This window comes from Pseudolysobacter antarcticus, assembly GCF_004168365.1.
Lineage (GTDB): Bacteria > Pseudomonadota > Gammaproteobacteria > Xanthomonadales > Rhodanobacteraceae > Pseudolysobacter > Pseudolysobacter antarcticus.
Map to the genome: position 1 here is coordinate 4618734 of NZ_CP035704.1, position 16223 is coordinate 4634956.

At 56.9% G+C, this 16223-nt stretch carries 16 protein-coding genes and 1 pseudogene; 15 read left to right on the forward strand and 2 right to left on the reverse strand.

Annotation, left to right across the window (positions count from 1 at the left end; translation table 11 throughout):
* The first annotated feature begins 70 nt into the window (after positions 1-70).
* Genes ELE36_RS19820 through ELE36_RS19830 form a run of 3 tightly spaced genes read left to right on the forward strand, consistent with a single transcriptional unit; the run spans position 71 to position 3470 of the window.
* Positions 71-1549, forward strand: coding sequence for an alpha/beta hydrolase (locus tag ELE36_RS19820; RefSeq protein WP_165371705.1), 1479 nt, complete (start codon positions 71-73; stop codon positions 1547-1549).
* Complete coding sequence (locus tag ELE36_RS19825; RefSeq protein ID WP_129836384.1) at positions 1546-2280, forward strand: ABC transporter ATP-binding protein; 735 nt, start codon at positions 1546-1548, stop codon at positions 2278-2280. The genes ELE36_RS19820 and ELE36_RS19825 overlap by 4 nt, the downstream gene beginning before the upstream one ends.
* Complete coding sequence (locus tag ELE36_RS19830; protein ID WP_129836386.1) at positions 2277-3470, forward strand: ABC transporter permease; 1194 nt, start codon at positions 2277-2279, stop codon at positions 3468-3470. The genes ELE36_RS19825 and ELE36_RS19830 overlap by 4 nt, the downstream gene beginning before the upstream one ends.
* Positions 3471-3557: 87 nt before the next feature.
* Here ELE36_RS19830 and hemF read toward each other — a convergent pair whose 3' ends face one another.
* Complete coding sequence (gene hemF, locus ELE36_RS19835) at positions 3558-4508, reverse strand: oxygen-dependent coproporphyrinogen oxidase (RefSeq protein ID WP_129836388.1); 951 nt, start codon at positions 4506-4508, stop codon at positions 3558-3560.
* Between the two features lie 291 nt (positions 4509-4799).
* Between hemF and ELE36_RS19840 the strand changes: the two genes are divergently transcribed.
* The 7 genes from ELE36_RS19840 (at position 4800) to ELE36_RS20895 (ending at position 11823) form a co-directional block, all read left to right on the forward strand.
* Positions 4800-5525 (forward strand): RNA polymerase sigma factor, encoded by a 726-nt coding sequence (locus ELE36_RS19840; RefSeq protein WP_129836390.1) that lies wholly within the window; start codon positions 4800-4802, stop codon positions 5523-5525.
* A gap of 31 nt (positions 5526-5556) precedes the next feature.
* Positions 5557-6573: a serine/threonine-protein kinase gene (locus ELE36_RS19845; protein WP_165371706.1), complete on the forward strand. Its 1017-nt coding sequence runs from the start codon at positions 5557-5559 to the stop codon at positions 6571-6573.
* Between the two features lie 136 nt (positions 6574-6709).
* On the forward strand, positions 6710-7903 hold the full coding sequence (locus ELE36_RS19850) for a beta-ketoacyl-[acyl-carrier-protein] synthase family protein (protein WP_242512315.1): 1194 nt from the start codon (positions 6710-6712) through the stop codon (positions 7901-7903).
* Positions 7900-8718: a beta-ketoacyl synthase chain length factor gene (locus ELE36_RS19855; protein ID WP_242512316.1), complete on the forward strand. Its 819-nt coding sequence runs from the start codon at positions 7900-7902 to the stop codon at positions 8716-8718. The genes ELE36_RS19850 and ELE36_RS19855 overlap by 4 nt, the downstream gene beginning before the upstream one ends.
* Positions 8706-9464: a glycosyltransferase family 2 protein gene (locus ELE36_RS19860; protein WP_129836394.1), complete on the forward strand. Its 759-nt coding sequence runs from the start codon at positions 8706-8708 to the stop codon at positions 9462-9464. Before ELE36_RS19855 ends, ELE36_RS19860 begins: the two co-directional genes overlap by 13 nt.
* 911 nt (positions 9465-10375) lie before the next feature.
* Positions 10376-11077 carry a leucine-rich repeat domain-containing protein gene (locus tag ELE36_RS19865; protein WP_129836396.1) on the forward strand — a complete coding sequence of 234 codons (702 nt, stop codon included), beginning with the start codon at positions 10376-10378 and terminating at the stop codon, positions 11075-11077.
* A 128-nt stretch (positions 11078-11205) separates the two neighbouring features.
* Positions 11206-11823 (forward strand): PA3715 family protein, encoded by a 618-nt coding sequence (locus tag ELE36_RS20895; RefSeq protein ID WP_242512317.1) that lies wholly within the window; start codon positions 11206-11208, stop codon positions 11821-11823.
* 109 nt (positions 11824-11932) lie between these two features.
* Here ELE36_RS20895 and ELE36_RS21235 read toward each other — a convergent pair.
* Positions 11933-12115: pseudogene (locus tag ELE36_RS21235) on the reverse strand (hypothetical protein); the annotation flags it as partial.
* Positions 12116-12323: 208 nt separating this feature from the next.
* Between ELE36_RS21235 and ELE36_RS19875 the strand changes: the two are divergent.
* The 5 genes from ELE36_RS19875 (at position 12324) to ELE36_RS19895 (ending at position 16038) form a co-directional block, all read left to right on the forward strand.
* Entirely contained in the window at positions 12324-12725 is a 402-nt protein-coding gene (locus ELE36_RS19875; protein WP_129836398.1) for a DUF6632 domain-containing protein, read from the forward strand.
* A gap of 89 nt (positions 12726-12814) precedes the next feature.
* Positions 12815-13186 carry a hypothetical protein gene (locus ELE36_RS19880; RefSeq protein ID WP_129836400.1) on the forward strand — a complete coding sequence of 124 codons (372 nt, stop codon included), beginning with the start codon at positions 12815-12817 and terminating at the stop codon, positions 13184-13186.
* Positions 13187-13261: 75 nt separating this feature from the next.
* On the forward strand, positions 13262-13969 hold the full coding sequence (locus ELE36_RS19885) for an aspartate/glutamate racemase family protein (RefSeq protein ID WP_129836402.1): 708 nt from the start codon (positions 13262-13264) through the stop codon (positions 13967-13969).
* Positions 13970-14087: 118 nt separating this feature from the next.
* Positions 14088-14738, forward strand: a complete 651-nt coding sequence (locus ELE36_RS19890) for an FMN-binding negative transcriptional regulator (RefSeq protein WP_129836404.1) — start codon at positions 14088-14090, stop codon at positions 14736-14738.
* 139 nt (positions 14739-14877) lie between these two features.
* Positions 14878-16038, forward strand: coding sequence for a serine hydrolase domain-containing protein (locus ELE36_RS19895; protein ID WP_207215828.1), 1161 nt, complete (start codon positions 14878-14880; stop codon positions 16036-16038).
* The last annotated feature ends 185 nt before the right edge of the window (positions 16039-16223 follow it).

Below are 16223 nucleotides of genomic sequence, written 5' to 3' on the forward strand. Positions count from 1 at the left end.
TCGTCGCGCGACTTCGATTCGTTTGCCGCCAACCGCGCCGCCACAAGGGTGGCCCATGGACAGAAACTGCATGTTGATTCCGCTGTTTATCGCTTCCGCGCTCGCGAGCGCCACGGGTACTGCCGATCTCACCATCGGCCAACTCACCTTTTCCGCGTGCGAGCTGTCGCGGCCGAAGAGCAGCGCGACCACGGCGGCGTTGTGCGCGCCGTTCGAGGTCCCGGAAAATCGTGATGCTCCGAACGGCCGCAAGATCGCGTTGCGCCTCGCGCTGATCCGCGCCGAATCCGGTTCGCCGAAATCCGACATCGTCGTGTATCTGGCCGGCGGGCCGGGCCAGGCCGCGACCGAAACGTATTCAGGCATGGCCGGCGCGCTGGCGCCGCTGAATCGTACGCATCACATTCTGTTGCTCGACCAACGCGGCACTGGCGGTTCGCATGCATTGAAGTGTGCGCATGCCGATGAAGAGAAAGACTATGATGACGAGGATGAAAACAATGCTGGCGTCGATCACGAGATCGAACAGATGCAGAGCGAACTCACGGATTGCCTGAGCAAGCTCGATGCTGATCCGCGTTTTTACACTACCAGCGATGCAGTGCGCGATCTCGAAGACGTGCGCGAAAAACTCGGCAAACCGCAGTTCGATCTGGTCGGTGTGTCGTACGGCACACGCATGGCGCAAGCGTATTTGCGCGCGCATGCTGATGGCGTGCGCAGCGTGATTCTGGATGGCGTGGTGCCGAACGAGATGATTGTCGGCGCGAGTTTTGCGGGCGATCTCGAAAGCGCGCTCAAGCTCGATTTCGTCAACTGCAATAAATCACCCGAGTGCGCCAAACGCTTCGGCGATCCGTACAAAACCCTGTATGCATTGCGCGGCAAGCTGCGCGATTCACCATCCCGCGTGACGATTGCCGATCCGCAAACCTTCCAGCCGATCCAGCGCAGTGTCAACGAAAGTACGCTGGCCGGCCTCGTGCGGCTGTTCGCCTACAGCAGCGAAACGGCAGCGTTGCTGCCGCTGTCGCTGGATCAGGCCATCCACGGCAATTACGCGCCGCTGCTCGGCCAAAGCAAGCTCATCAGCGGCGATCTGGATGTGAGTATCACCGGCGGCATGGAGCTCAGCGTGATCTGCGCCGAGGATGCCGACCTGCTCAAGCCGACGCCCGAAGATGCCGATACGATACTCGGCAACAAGGTGCTCGAAGGCATCCAGGCCGAATGCAAGATCTGGCCTCACGGAACACGTCCGGCGGATTTCCATACGCCGCTGAAATCCGATAAATCGATACTGTTGTTGTCCGGCGAAAACGATCCGGTCACGCCGCCGGCGAATGCAGAACTGGTGTTGAAAAATCTGCCGAACGGACGTCATCTGATCGCCAAAGGTCAGGGCCATAACGTGATCTTGCGCGGCTGTCTGCCGCGGCTCGCGGCAAAATTCGTCGACACGCTGGATGCAAAAAAACTCGATGCGGCGTGTGTCGATACGCTTGGGCCGGTGCCGGCATTTCTCGATTTCAACGGAGCCGCGCCATGATCGAAGCCCGCGATCTGCACAAGGCATTCGGTGTGGTGAAAGCCGCCGAAGGCGTTTCGTTCATCGCGCGCGATGGCGAAATCACCGGCCTGCTCGGTCCGAACGGCGCCGGCAAAACCACCACGCTGCGCATGCTCTACACCTTGATGCGACCCGATCGCGGCGCGGTGCTAATCGATGGTCGCAACGTCGCCGACGAAGCGGAAACCGTGCGCCGCGCACTGGGCGTGTTGCCGGATGCGCGCGGCCTGTACAAGCGCCTGACCGCGCGCGAAAACATCGAATATTTCGCGCAGCTGCACGGCCTCGATGCGGCCACCACGCGTGCACGATGCGATGCGCTGATCGCCGCGCTCGAAATGCAGGATATCGCCGCGCGCCGCACCGAAGGTTTTTCGCAGGGGCAGCGCGTCAAGACTGCGATCGCGCGCGCACTCGTACACGATCCGCGCAACGTGATTCTCGATGAACCGACCAACGGCCTCGATGTGATGGCGACCCGCACGATGCGCGGTTTCCTCAAGCAGTTGCGCAACGAAGGACGCTGCGTTCTGTTTTCGAGTCACATCATGCAGGAGGTCGCCGCGTTGTGTGATCGCATCGTCGTGATCGCGCACGGCCGCGTGGTCGCCGAAGGCACGCCGGACGAATTGCGCGCGAACACCGGCGAACTCAATCTGGAAGATGCGTTCGTCAAGATCATCGGCTCGGAAGAAGGTCTGCACGCATGAAATTCATCCATCTGAAATCGCCGATGCTCGTGGTGTTTTTCAAGGAAGTGCTGGAGAACATCCGCGACCGCCGCACCATGATCAACGCGCTGCTGATCGGCCCGTTGCTCGGCCCGCTGCTGTTCATCGTGCTGATCTCCGCGCTGACCGATCGCGAGGTGCAGAAGTCCGAAGCACCGCTGGAAGTTTCGGTGATCGGAGCGCAATACGCGCCGAACCTGATCGAATCGCTGCGCCAGCAGGGGCTGAAAATCAAACCCGCGGTAGATGATCCCGAGAAAAAAATTCACGACCAGGATGAAGAAGTGATCCTGCGTATTCCGCCGGATTTTGCGCAATCGTGGAACAAGGGCGAGACCAGCCAGGTCGAGCTGTTGCACGACAGTTCGCATCGCGATTCCGGCACGCCGGTGGAACGCCTGCGGCGCATGCTCGAAGGTTATGCGCAACGCAACGCCACCATGCGCGCGCTGGCGCGCGGCTTGAGCTTGAGCGTATCGACGCCGCTGATCGTGGCGAGCCGCGATCTGTCGACACCGCAGAGTCGCGGCGGTGTGATTTTTGCGATGCTGCCGTATTTCCTGATCATGACCCTGTTCTACGGCGGCATGTATCTGGCGATAGATACCACCGCCGGCGAACGCGAGCGCCAGTCGCTCGAACCTCTGCTGGTGAACCCGGTCGCGCGCTGGAAAATCATGGCCGGCAAACTTAGCGCCACGTTCGTATTTGCGATGGCCGCGTTGTGCCTGAGCTTGCTCACGTTCGCGTTCAGCGGCAAGCTGATTCCGGCCGATACGCTCGGTATTCAATTGCATCTCGGCACGTATTTCATCGTGCTCACGTTGCTCGTGATGGCGCCGCTGGCATTGCTGATCACCGCGCTGCAAACCACGATCGCCGCGTTCGCGAAAAGCTATCGCGAGGCACAAACGTTTCTCTCACTGTTGATGATGATCCCGCTGATCCCGACCATGATGCTGGCGGTGCTGCCCGTGAAACCGCAGCTATGGATGATGAGCGTACCGCTGCTCGGCCAGCATCTGCTGATCATGAAACTCGTGCGCGGCGACATCGTGACCAGCAACGAACTCGGCCTATGTCTCGGCTGCGGATTGATCGTCGCGTTGCTGGCGTGTCTGGTTGCCGCGCTGGTCTATCGCAGCGAGCGGCTGGCGATTTCGGCGTGAGAGCTGGCTTGGCAACCTTCTGCGGTTGCTGAAGAACGCCGTCATCCCAGCGCAGGCTGAGATGACGGATAGGATTGACGCAAGACGCTAAACCCAATCCTGCGGAACCAGATAGTCGGCAAGCTTCGCTTCGGCGCTGCCGGGTTCGGGCGTGTAGCCGTATTCGTAGCGCACGCGCGGCGGCAGGCTCATGAGGATCGATTCGGTGCGGCCGCCGGATTGCAGTCCGAACAAGGTGCCGCGGTCGTAGACCAGGTTGAACTCGACATAACGGCCGCGCCGATAGAGTTGAAACTCGCGCTCGCGCTCGCTGAAAAGTATACTTTTGCGTTTTTCCACAATCGGCAGATAGGCGTCGATAAATCCCTGGCCGACATCGCGCATGAAAGCGAAGCAACGCTCGAAACCGCCTTCGCTCAGATCATCGTAGAACAGACCGCCGACGCCGCGAGTTTCGGCGCGATGCTTGAGATAAAAATACTCGTCGCACCATTTTTTGTAGCGCGCATACACATCGTCGCCATACGGCGCGCACAGATTTTTGGCCACGCTGTGCCAATGTCGCACGTCGTTTTCAAACGGATAATACGGCGTCAGATCGAAGCCACCGCCGAACCACCAGACCGGTTCGGCACCGTCCTTGCGCGCCTCGAAATAACGCACGTTCATATGCGTGGTCGGCACGTACGGATTGAGCGGATGGATCACCAGCGATACGCCGAGTGCGGTCCACGCGCGTCCGGCCAGCTCGGGCCGATGCGCGGTCGCGGACGGCGGCATGGTGGTGCCCATCACATGCGAAAAACCGACACCGGCCTGCTCGAACACGGCACCGTCGCGCAGGATACGCGTGCGCCCGCCACCGCCTTCGGCACGCTGCCAGGTATCCTCGCGGAACTGTGCGCTGCCATCGGCGGCTTCGAGCTGCGCGCACAAGCGATCCTGAAAATCGCGCAGAAAAGTTTCTACCTGACGCGCTTGAGTCGGCGCTTCATGCGTCGGAGCTGGGCTGGTGTGTGCTGGTTTTTCGTGGCTCATGGTTGTCGTCGTCGCGGTGTCGGTGCGACCCGCGCGGCAGCGCGGTATCGATGACGCAATGGTACAGCTCACTCGTATTTCTTGCCGCAACAACGATGTTCGAAACTACCGGATCATTCGCTCAAGAAAAGCGTTTCGCATTTCCGAATGCCGCCGATCCGAGCGTGCCGCTTGCAGGATTCTGTCATCGACAGTCCCTATTTTTGTCCGCGTATCTGGCCGCGAATGCGAAATGTCACCTTCGCGATTAAATCTCGTATAGATCGATAGCCACCTAACGAAAGCGTATTCATGAATTCTTTCGGTCGTCTTTGCGAAGAGTTTCCTCCGGCGAAAATGTCCGGCTCGGCACCCCTGTCGCCGCCGCGAACATCGCGTTCGAATATCGTGCGCCTCTCCGCCGTTATGCCGTCGCCAAGCAATGAGCCGACGCAGATGCTGATCGTGAAAGTTCGCCAAGGCGATGCCCGCGCACGCGAGACGCTGGTGAGTCGCTTTCTGGATCCGCTGCGTAAATGGGCGCATGGCCGCTTGCCCGCACAAGCGCGCGGCCTCGGCGATACGGAAGATCTGGTGCAAATCACCGTGATGCGCGCGCTTACCCGCATCGAGCAGTTTCGCAATGAAGGCAAGGGCAGTTTTCTGGCGTATCTGCGACAAATCCTCATGAACGAATTGCGCGATGAAATCCGGCGCGGAAATCGCCACCCGCAATCCGTAGATATCGATGAGGATCTGGTCGACAAGAACCTGACCTCGCCGGTCGAACTGGTACTCGGACAGGATTGTCTGCGCCGCTACGAAAGCACGCTGGCAACCTTGAACCGGCGCCAGCAAAGTGTCGTCGTGATGCGCATCGAATTTTGCATGAGTTACGCCGAAATCGCTGCTGCCGTGGGCGAAACCGCCGATGGCGTACGCATGATGATCGCGCGGGCGATGGTCAAGCTCGCTGCGGGCCTCGAAGAATTCGACGACAACCGAAGTGTCGTACCGTGTGCCAGAAAACACGGTTGAGCGCAGCCACCACGACACGATGCTGCCGCTCATGAGCGCCTCACAGCACGATCTCGAATCGATCGCCGCGACTGTCGCGGATGGCCACGCCGTCGACTGGGCAGAGCTGGTTGGCAGCGATGCCGCAGCGCACGCCGGCTTGCGTCAGCTCGCCAAAATTACCGAGGCATTTCGATCGGCAAAATCGAAATCGGATAGCGCTCCACCGCATGCGACCGCGTTTCGATTTGCCGGCCTCGATGTGATCGAAAAAATCGGCGAGGGCGCGCAGGGCGAGATCTGGCGTGCCCATGATCGGCTGCTCGATCAATACGTCGCGCTGAAGCTGCAGAAAAAACACGCCGGTGTTTTGTCCAGCGAGTTCATGCAGGAAGCGCGCAAGCTGGCGAAAGTGAATCACCCGAACGTGGTGAGGATTTTCGGCGCCGCTGTCGAAGACACGCGCGCTGGTATCTGGATGGAGTGGGTGCAAGGCAGATCGCTGAAGACGCTGCTCGACAACAACGGCCCGTTTTGCGCGAGAGATGTAATCGTGATCGCGCTGCAATTATGCGAAGCCTTGGCGGCAATTCATCGGCAAGGTTTTGCCCATGCCGACCTCAAGCCCGAGAACGTTCTACGCGAAGACAGCGGGCGTATCGTGCTACTGGATTTCGGCGCGGCTCGGGATTTTCAGCACGTCGCAAAATCGACCGTCGCGGGCACGCCGATCTATGTCGCACCCGAAATTCTCGATGGCGGCGACACCACGCCGGCCAGCGATATTTACGCTTTGTCGATGCTGATGTTTCATCTGTTGAGCGGGCGTTTTCCTGACCGCGAATATGGGATCGACAACAACACGCGCACCACCGAACGCCTCGACACAGATGCCGAAACGCAGCAGCGACCACTGCGCTCTAGCAGCGGTTTGTGCTTGCGCAAAATCGCACCGCAGGTTTCAAAACCCTTGGCCGCACTGGTAGCGCGCGGCCTATCGGTAAATGCCACGCTTCGCCCACAAAACGCAGAATATTTCGCCACCTTGTTGCGTCCTTTGCGACGTTAATTTGTCCCCAGTAGATAGCTGACAATCCCGGGTAGATCGCTGGCACCTGGGCTGGCCAATCCCGAGTACACATTGCGATGGCTTTGTACCGCAACCTATACTGCGGATTGTATTTTTTCGTGAATTGACCATCCGCGTGCCTGCTCGCATCAACCCTCTAGGCATTCATGCCTACACCGCCACCAGCGCCGCCGGCGAAGGTGTGGCTGCGCATACGCATGCCTTGCGCGAGCGCATCGGCGGACTGCGCCCGAACGATTTTACGCGCGCGCCGATGCAATGCTGGATCGGTCGCGTCAGCGGCGTCGATACGTTGCAGTTGCCCGAGTCGCTGGCCGCGTTCGATTGCCGCAATAATCGGCTGGCCTGGCTCGGGCTGAATCAGGACAGTTTTATCGATCACGCGCGAGCTGCCATCGAACGCTTCGGCGCGACTAGAGTGGCGCTGATTCTCGGCACGTCGACCGCCAGCATCGGCGCCACCGAGCAGGGTTATCGCGAACTGGATGCGGCGGGAAATTTTCCGCCCGTGCTGCGTGAGCCGAGCTTGCACAATCCGAATTCACTCGTGCATTTTGTGCAGCGCGCGCTCGGGTTGCGCGGCCCGTGCGTGACGGTATCGACGGCGTGTTCGTCTAGTGCCAAGGTGTTTGCGCAGGCAGAACGAATGTTGCGCGCCGGCATTGTCGATGCGGCGATCGTTGGCGGCGTCGACAGCTTGTGCGACAGCGTGTTGTACGGCTTCGGTTCGCTGGAATTGGTATCGCCCGAACCATGCCGCCCATTCGATGCCGCGCGCCGCGGCATTTCGATCGGCGAGGCCGCCGGGTTTGCTTTATTGCAGCTCGCACACGATGGTGACGAGCTGCCGCGTCTGCTCGGTTATGGCGAATCGAGCGATGCGTTCCATATGTCATCGCCGCATCCGGAAGGTTTGGGCGCACGCCTTGCGATCGATGCCGCACTCGCGCGGGCCGGCCTCGCGGCGGGCGATATCGACTACATCAATCTGCACGGCACCGCGAGCCAGAAAAACGATGAGGTCGAAGCCGCCTTGATCGCCAGCATGTTTCCCGCGCACACCACCGCAAGTTCGACCAAGGGCTGGACCGGGCATACGCTCGGCGCGGCCGGCATCGTCGAGGCGGTGATTTCGTTGCTCGCGCTGGAGCACCGATTTGTGCCGGGCATCTTGAACAGCACCGAGCTCGATAGTTTGTGCGGGCCGCAGATCCATCTCGAAAATCGCATGCAGCCGTTGCGGCATGTGCTGAGCAATTCGTTCGGCTTCGGCGGCAATAATTGCGTGCTGGCGTTCGGTCGCGCATGAACACACCGCGACGTTGGTTGATGTATGTCGATGGCATCGGCTTCTGGGCCGCGGGTTTGCCAAACCTGGCGGCATTGCGTGGCTGTTTGCGCGGTGATCCCGCACTGACCGATGCGCCCGTTAAACCCGCGCCGAGCATGCTCGCCGCCGCGGAAAAAAGACGTGCGCCGGATTCGGTTCTGCTCGCGCTCGAAGTCGCCACGCAGGCGTGCAGCGCCGCGGCGCGCGATCCGCGCGAACTGCCGAGCGTGTTCACTTGCACCTACGGCGATCTCGCGATTACCGATCACATGTGCAGCACACTCGCGAGCGCGCCGACGCAACTCTCGCCGACCAAATTCCACAACTCGGTGCACAACGCCGCCGCGGGTTATTGGGGCATCGCCAGCGGCAGCACCACGCCCACCACCGCGCTGAGCGCGGGGCCGCACAGTTTTGGCGCGGGCCTGTGTGAGGCCGCCATGCAATTGCAAGCCGACAACGATAGCGTGCTGCTTGTGGCGTACGACATCGCCAGCCCGCCGGTATTGAATCAGGTGGCCAGCAGCACCGCGTTGTTTGGCGCGGCGCTCGTACTGAGCAACCACCGCAGCGCGCAATCCGTGGCCTGCATCGAGCTGGTTATCGAACACGGCGCGCCGCCATCCTCCGCCATATTCAGCAGTTCGCTGCTGCAACAGTTGTACACTTCCAACCCGATGGCGTCGTGCCTGCCGCTGTTTGTGGCGCTAGCTGGCGCGCCGCAAACTGGCGTGATCCTGAGCGCAGGCGCCGAGCTGTTATTACGCATGGAGATTTCAGAATGCCCGACCTAAGCGCCCAACCCGCCGGCCAACAAGCCGTGGTGATTCCGGCGCTGAACGAGGAAATCGCGATCCGCGCCGTCGTCAGCGCTGCGCTGACACATTGCGCCACCGTGATCGTGATCGACGATGGATCAAGCGACAACACGCTCGCGCAGATCGCCGATTTGCCGGTCACACTGATCAAGCACGCCACGCCGCAAGGCAAGGCGCAAGCGCTGCTCGAAGGTTTTGGCGCCGCGCTCAATCTGGGCTGCAGCGGCGTGGTGACGATGGATGGCGATGGCCAACATTCCGCCGATGACATTCCGCGATTGCTCGCCGTCGCCGCGCAATATCCGCGTCATGTCGTCATCGGCGCACGCCTGCGTGGCCGCGACAACGCCCCGGGCGGACGCCGTTTCGGCAACGATGTCGCCGACTGGTTTGTCTCGTGGACCGCCGGCCAGGCGATTGTCGATTCGCAAAGCGGCCAACGTTATTATCCGCGTGAAGTGCTCGAACTCGCAAAAAATCTGCCGCACTCGGGTTTTGTATTCGAGAGCGAAATCCTCATCGAAGCCGCGGAACATGGTATCCGCACGGTATCGGTCGCGATCGAATCACGTTATCAGGACGGACGCCGCGCGAGTCACTTCCGCCCGTTCGCCGATGTGATGCGTATTACGCGAATGATTTCTTGGCGTTTGGCGACGGGCGGGTTTCGGCCCGGGAATTACCTGCGCGCGCGGCGGGAGCCACCGATTGTTGTGGAATGATCTTATCTTCGTCGTGTAATAGTTACGGAGAAGCGTCATCGAAAATTTAGGCGTCCTAAATTTTTCAAAAAATGAAAAATAACCCAAGATACGAGCTCTTAACTTGCATATTTGATTTTCGCGCGCCAGCCTTTTGACTTTAGACCAATTGGGCACGAAACTCGGCGCATTTCTAATACTAGTTAGGCGCTCGTCCGTCTGAATCGAGAATGTTAGATTTTATCCACATAAGCCAACTGTAGTCTTGAACAATATGGACATGAACATTCGCGCTAAAAAGTACTTGGAGGCCTTCTTCTCTAATGAAGAGATTCCCGGTGGTCTTTCATACCGAACCGCGCTCAACCAAATAGATTTAGATGGTTCCTGGGAAAGTCTCGATAGAGTCGATTATTTGCTCGATCAACTTCGTATCAAGACAAACCCAATATTTGAGGTCTTTCTTAACGAATCTGCTAAACAGCAGTTTCTATATTTGTTGTGCTTTTATGTTGGACACGTAATTTCAAATTTCTCTGACAAGCCCGTTCGGTGGTTGTCATATCAGGACATGATTCGTGAGATTCCTGACAATGGAAAGATGTTTCCTGATTGCTTCCAGACCTCGGTGACATGCATCACTTCTGTGAGCTTCTTTGCTCCACTGCGGTCAATAACTTGCAGACTATTCGAAGAGTTGGGTGAACACACAACAAAAAGCGTTAGAGCCAGTGCTGAGGGCAATTGCAAAAGGCCCATTCGATCTAACAAATAGATGGACGTCTGCTGTAATCCCGTAACCGCGCCTAACCAGCGGTTCAAGCCGACCGGCCATAGAAGCCGGCCGGCGGCTTAACCTAGGCGTTAGCCCTTAAGACATGCTTACAAGCGAAGAACTACAACACGGATATTGGGGTTCGAGGCGGCGGGCCGTGCGCCTTCCTGTCCCATCAGTCACTCATCCGGATGAGTTTACGGGTGCAGACGCACTGACTCTTTCGTGCACCCAAACCAACCTGCCTGCCGGTGAGCAACGCAAACTAGTCAAAGCCTGGTGCGCTTTGCTTCCGACGCTGCAGCTAAAATCCTTGGTCTTTTCATCAAAGGTGAGCCAAGATCTCTTTGATGCTGCCACGCAGATCAAAGGTCTCGAAGCACTCAATGTTAAATGGAGTTCCATCAAATCCATTGCTTCTGTGACGGGCTGCAGGTCTCTTGCTGTACTGGATATAGGCAGTAGTCCGTCACTGACTGGCTTGAAGTACCTTGAGCAACTTCCGAAGCTCAGAGTTTTACGAGTCGAGAATGTAAAAGAAGCTCAAGATCTAACGTTCGCAAACAGCCTCACTGGCCTTGAGGAGTTCGGCGTATGCGGCAGCATGGGGGCTAACCAAAAAATAGACAGCCTCTGGCCACTGAAGGATCTGCAGAGGCTTGAGCTTTTGTGGCTAACCAGCGCAAAGGTTCTTAACGGCGGCCTTCTCCCGTTGCACGGACTCCGTCGGTTAACAACCCTCAGATGTGCATTCAATTTTTCCGCCTCGGAGTTTGCTGCCATACGCGATGCGGTTCCGTCGCTCAAATTCGGCAGTCCTTTTGAGCCTGATCTCATCAGGCAGTACTGTAAGGGCTAACAATTCGTTCAAGGCGGACGGGCATCAGGGCCGCGCAGACCCTGGCGTTTTACTGTAAGGCCTGCGCGGCCCCGATGTAAGCCGCCGCTCAACTCCAGCGTTGGGCGAAAAATATTTGAGGTTCATTAATGCTTAAAACGCTAGTTGCGATCACGATGATGTTTTCCGCTTCGATATGCTTAGCCGATCAAGCTTGTGAAAATCTTGCAAAGAAGGCTTTGGAATCTAAAGGAGATCAATCAGACTCGTGGATAGGATCGATTTGCAAATCGAAACCAAATGAGACCAGAAAATCCTTCCTGGTGATGGATCACCAGATATATCTGATCGATATAAACAGTGGACATATTTTAAGCCAAGGAGAACTAGGAGATACTTCTTTCAATATCGAGTCGATTGATACAGGGCGATATTGGTTGACCCCAAAAGTAAGGGCCTTTGGCATACGCTCTTCTGAATACAGGCCTCACTATCATGCAGGAGAGACTCTTTATTCATTAAATTTGTATGTTACTGAAGGAAACAGAATTCGACCCATCTTGGAAAAACTTGCCATTGGTTATAGTGCAAGCAGCGAAGAGTGTAATGAAAAAAATGAATGCGAACAAAATCAGACTAATCAACTAATAACAGTTGATATTGCAAAAACACGTCACAAAGGTTTTGCAGATTTAATTGTAGATGGAAAAATTCTGAGTTATGACGGTAGTCGGTATGTTGTTCCTGATGATTTATTGCAGCAGTGATGTAACGAACAATTGCCCAACTCATCATTCGAGAAGGATAGTTAGCCCATTTCTCGATGTTGTGCACGAGGGCGAACAGCTTCGATTGACAGTCGACTTTGCTCTGGCCGCGCAGCGTGAAGCGGTTGAGGCGTTTATTGTGACGTAGGTTGCCGAACACGGGTCGACGGTGGCGAAGCGCCGTGCGTAATTCGCTCGGCCTTCGGCGCTGTCGACGCGTTCGCACATGCGGTGCGTGTGCGTGTGCGTGTGTGTGTGCGTGTGCGTGACGATCGCCTTGTGCGTGCGCCATCGCCAACGCCCTTGATCCTTTCGATTCTTGCGAGCAAGCGCGTAGGTCGGAAAAGCACAGCGCCTTCCGACGATTGACAGCGAGCGGAGCCCCGTATGCGACGATCGTAATTCTCGTGACGCGGATTTATCCTGCAATTGTCGGATAACGCGGCTGCGCCGCTCATCCGACCTACGAACTCTACCCATTCCTCACCAAAGACACCCTGATGAACGAAACCACGGGTCTCAGCTACTTGCAGCTCGCGCTGCGTGTTCTTGGTCTTGTTCTGGTTTTTGGCGTCTATCCACTCACCATCCTTTGGCCCAGTGGCTGGGCGTGGAGCGCGGCGCAATCGCACTATCTGCAGATGATCATCGGGATCTACGCGACGCTGGGCGTGTTCCTCTTTATCGCGGCGAAAGACCCGGCGCGGCACCTGAGCCTCATCTCTTTCACGATCTGGTCGAGCGTGGTGCATGGCCTCATCATGGCGGTGCAGGCGCTGAGCAACCCGGAACATATCGGCCACTTGTACGGCGATGTGCTGGCTCTTTTCCTCATCGCGGTGGTGCTTGCCGTTCTCTGTCCCGCCGCGGCTCGTTTCGATCTCGGCAATCGTTCGGCCTGATTCTGCGTAGAAGCGGACGCGTTAGCGCGATCCGTTAAAATCAAATGTCAGCTTGCTCCGTCCACGGTCACTCACGCAGATCTCAACCCATGTCGAAAATACTTCGCTACGCTCTGTTCGCCATCAGCATCGCAGCTAGCGTGGTGGCAAGCGCCAATCCGGATCGGTTTCCTGCGCTTGAAAAACTTCCCGCGGAGCCGCGCGCGGCTGTTGCCACCTTGATGGATTGGCAGCGAACGCTGGTCGATCTCACCGTTGCCGAAATTGAAGCCAGATTCGGCAAGCCGGACAAGACCAAGAACGTCGGCACCAACGCCGCAAGCGGCAAACCGATGCAGATGATCTCCTATCGTCTTTCTCGCCGGAGCGAACTGCAGATCACGATTCACGAGGGCGAGGTGATAGCGGTCGCCACGATTTTGCTGCCGAGCGGCAACGAGAGCGGCCCGATCGAAGACTAGGCTGGGTCCAAACGTCAACAAACTTTTTTTTAACCTCGTTAGCCGCCGCCAGGCATTCCTGTTTTTGGAAATTAGATGATTAAAAAAGCCCATAAAAAAATTGGGATCATTGGCGGATTAAGTCCAGAATCGACCGTCAGCTATTACTCACATATCACCCGATCCTATGTAGCCAGATTCGGCGACTGTGGCTATCCGGAGATCATTATTTATAGCGTCAACCTTGAGCAATACCATGCTTGGCGCGCTCAAGGCCGTTGGGATTTGATCGCGAAAGATCTCGCAAATATCGCCAATAAGCTTAAAGATGCGGGTGCTGATTTAGGGGTGATCGCCACAAACACCATGCATAAAGTATTTGACCAAGTGCAGGATGGGACAGATCTGCCGCTTTTGCATATTCTGGAACCAACAATAGCCGAGATACGCAAAGCGGGCCTGTTGCGGGTTGGTCTGCTCGGGACACAATTCACAATGGCCGAACAGTTTTACAAAAACCATCTGTCTTCCGCAGGAATTTCAACAGTCGTACCAACACTAGCTAATCAAGCGATAGTCCATGACATTATTGTGAAAGAACTGGTGAGAGGAATTTTTACCGAGCAGTCTAGGCAGTCCTATTTGGAGATCATCAACCAGCTCGTGGCTGATGGCGCCGATGGCGTCATTCTCGGTTGTACGGAAATACCGCTGTTGATTGATCAGAAGAGTTGCGAAGTGCCGCTATTTGATACCGCGACACTGCACGCTGAGGCCGCTCTCCAAGCAGCGATCAGCGTCTGACAATTCATTCAAGCCGAAGCGATGGATCCTTCGATTGTGCGTCGTCACGACTCGCGTGTAAGCTTTGGCTGACTATTCGCTCAAGCGTTCGCCCCCTCAGTCACAACCCTGAAATTCCATGTACGTACCCAAGCATCACGAAGAAACAGACGCTGCTGTCCTGCATTCGCTGATCAAGTCCCATCCGCTGGGTGCGTGGGTGACCCAAGCTGATGGAGAACTTCTCGCCAACCACATCCCATTTCTCCTCGATTCTTCTCGCGGGGAACATGGCACGCTAATCGGGCATGTCGCCCGCAGCAATCGTGTCTGGCAGTCCTTCTCGACCACGGTCAATTCCGTAGTCATCTTCCAAGGTTCCGAGGCTTACATCACGCCATCCTGGTATCCAAGCAAGCACGAGCATGGCAAGGCCGTCCCTACATGGAACTATGTCGTCGTTCATGCACACGGGGTGCCGCGCACCATCGAAGACCGTGACTGGTTGCTCCAACACGTCACCCAGCTCAGTAACACGCATGAAGCCGGCCGAGCGCTTCCGTGGAAGGTATCCGACGCCCCGCAAGACTTCATCGAACAACTGCTGAACGCGATCGTTGGCATTGAAATCCCGATCGCAAAGCTGGTCGGAAAGTGGAAGGTCAGTCAGAACCGGCCAGAACCCGACAAGCTCGGTGTCGTCGCCGGATTGCTCGCCCGCGACGATGCGCAGTCAGTGGGAATGGCGTCCTTGGTGAACGAGCATGTCTCGCGCGTCGCAGGCACCTGACCCCTCCATCGAACGGATGCCTTTCAGGAAGCATCACTTGCGTCGAGCCGCGGCTCAACTCGAACTTTAAGACCACACTGGGCTTGAACGCCAAGCAATCATTCAATATGCCGATACGCAGATCGCACTGGAGCAGTTTGTGATTTCACAATGCAATTTGGTTGCACGTTTTGCTTGTATTTTTACTCAGTGCCTTGTCGCGTTGCCATTGATCTTGCTACCTATCGTTGGGCATACGTCGGAAACGCAATATGCCGTTCCAGCGATCATTGATGATGGGTGGGAAAGAGAAGAATTGGCAAAATCGGGTTTTGATGCCGCACGACTTGATGCGTTGCTTGGACGCATGATGAGTGGGGAAACCAACATACACAGCGTTATTGTTGAACGGCATGGGCGCTTGGTTGCAGAGCTATATCGGCGGGGCAAGGACAAATCACAGTACAGTCTCTTCGCACGCGAAAAAGATTTTGGCCCCACGGTCATGCATGACACGCGCTCCGTGGGCAAGAGCGTCATCAGTCTACTGTTAGGTATTGCCAAGCAGCAGGGCAAGATCAAGAGCCTGGCAACGCCGGTACTGGACTTCTATCCGGTGTACACAGATTTAGCGACACCCGAACTCAAGGCCATCACCCTGGAACATCTGCTCACGATGAGCAGCGGGCTTGAGTGGAGTGAGGGGGGAGGTTTTCCAAACGACGAGGATCGCCTTGCGTGGAAACGGTCGCCCTACCGTTTTGTGTTGAGTCGCCCTGTAGTGGTCGCGCCAGGCAGCACATTCAACTACAACAGTGGCGGCACGGTCGTTCTTGCGGAGATTCTCACGAGGGTCACTCAAACACCCTGGAAGGACTTCGCGCGAAAGGCGCTGTTTGAGCCCTTGGGCATCACTGATTGGGAGTGGGTCGCCGATTTGCATGGTCGGCCCATGGCCAATAGCGGGTTGCGCATGCGCCCCCGAGACATGGCCAAGATCGGCCGCATGGTGCTGAACCATGGCCAGTGGCAGGGTCAACAAATTGTTCCGGCGGATTGGATCACAGCCGCTCTGCAGCCACGTATCAGCACCGGCTTTGATGGAATGCAGTATGGCTATCAATGGTGGACGGGCACCGTGGAATGGAAAGGCCAACAACTCGCGTGGAGTGCGGCGTTTGGGAATGGCGGCCAACGACTTTTTGTCGCGCCTGATTTGGATATGGCGGTAGTGATCACGGCTGGCGCCTATGGCGATTTACAAGTTGCACGTCGCGTCAATGCGTTCTTCAAGGACATCGTCTCCACGGTGCAAGAGTGAGCACTTCTTGCAGTGGAACGAACCATTCCGAATTTTCTCGCCAGCGAAACCTTCCCGTGCCGCAATTCTCTGAAAAGTCACCCTGCCCGGTCACCGTTCGATTGGTTTTTGCCGATGAACTGACTGCTGATTGATTTCAACGTGGCGCCAGTGGAAAGTAGCGGCGCCTAATCAACGGAACACGC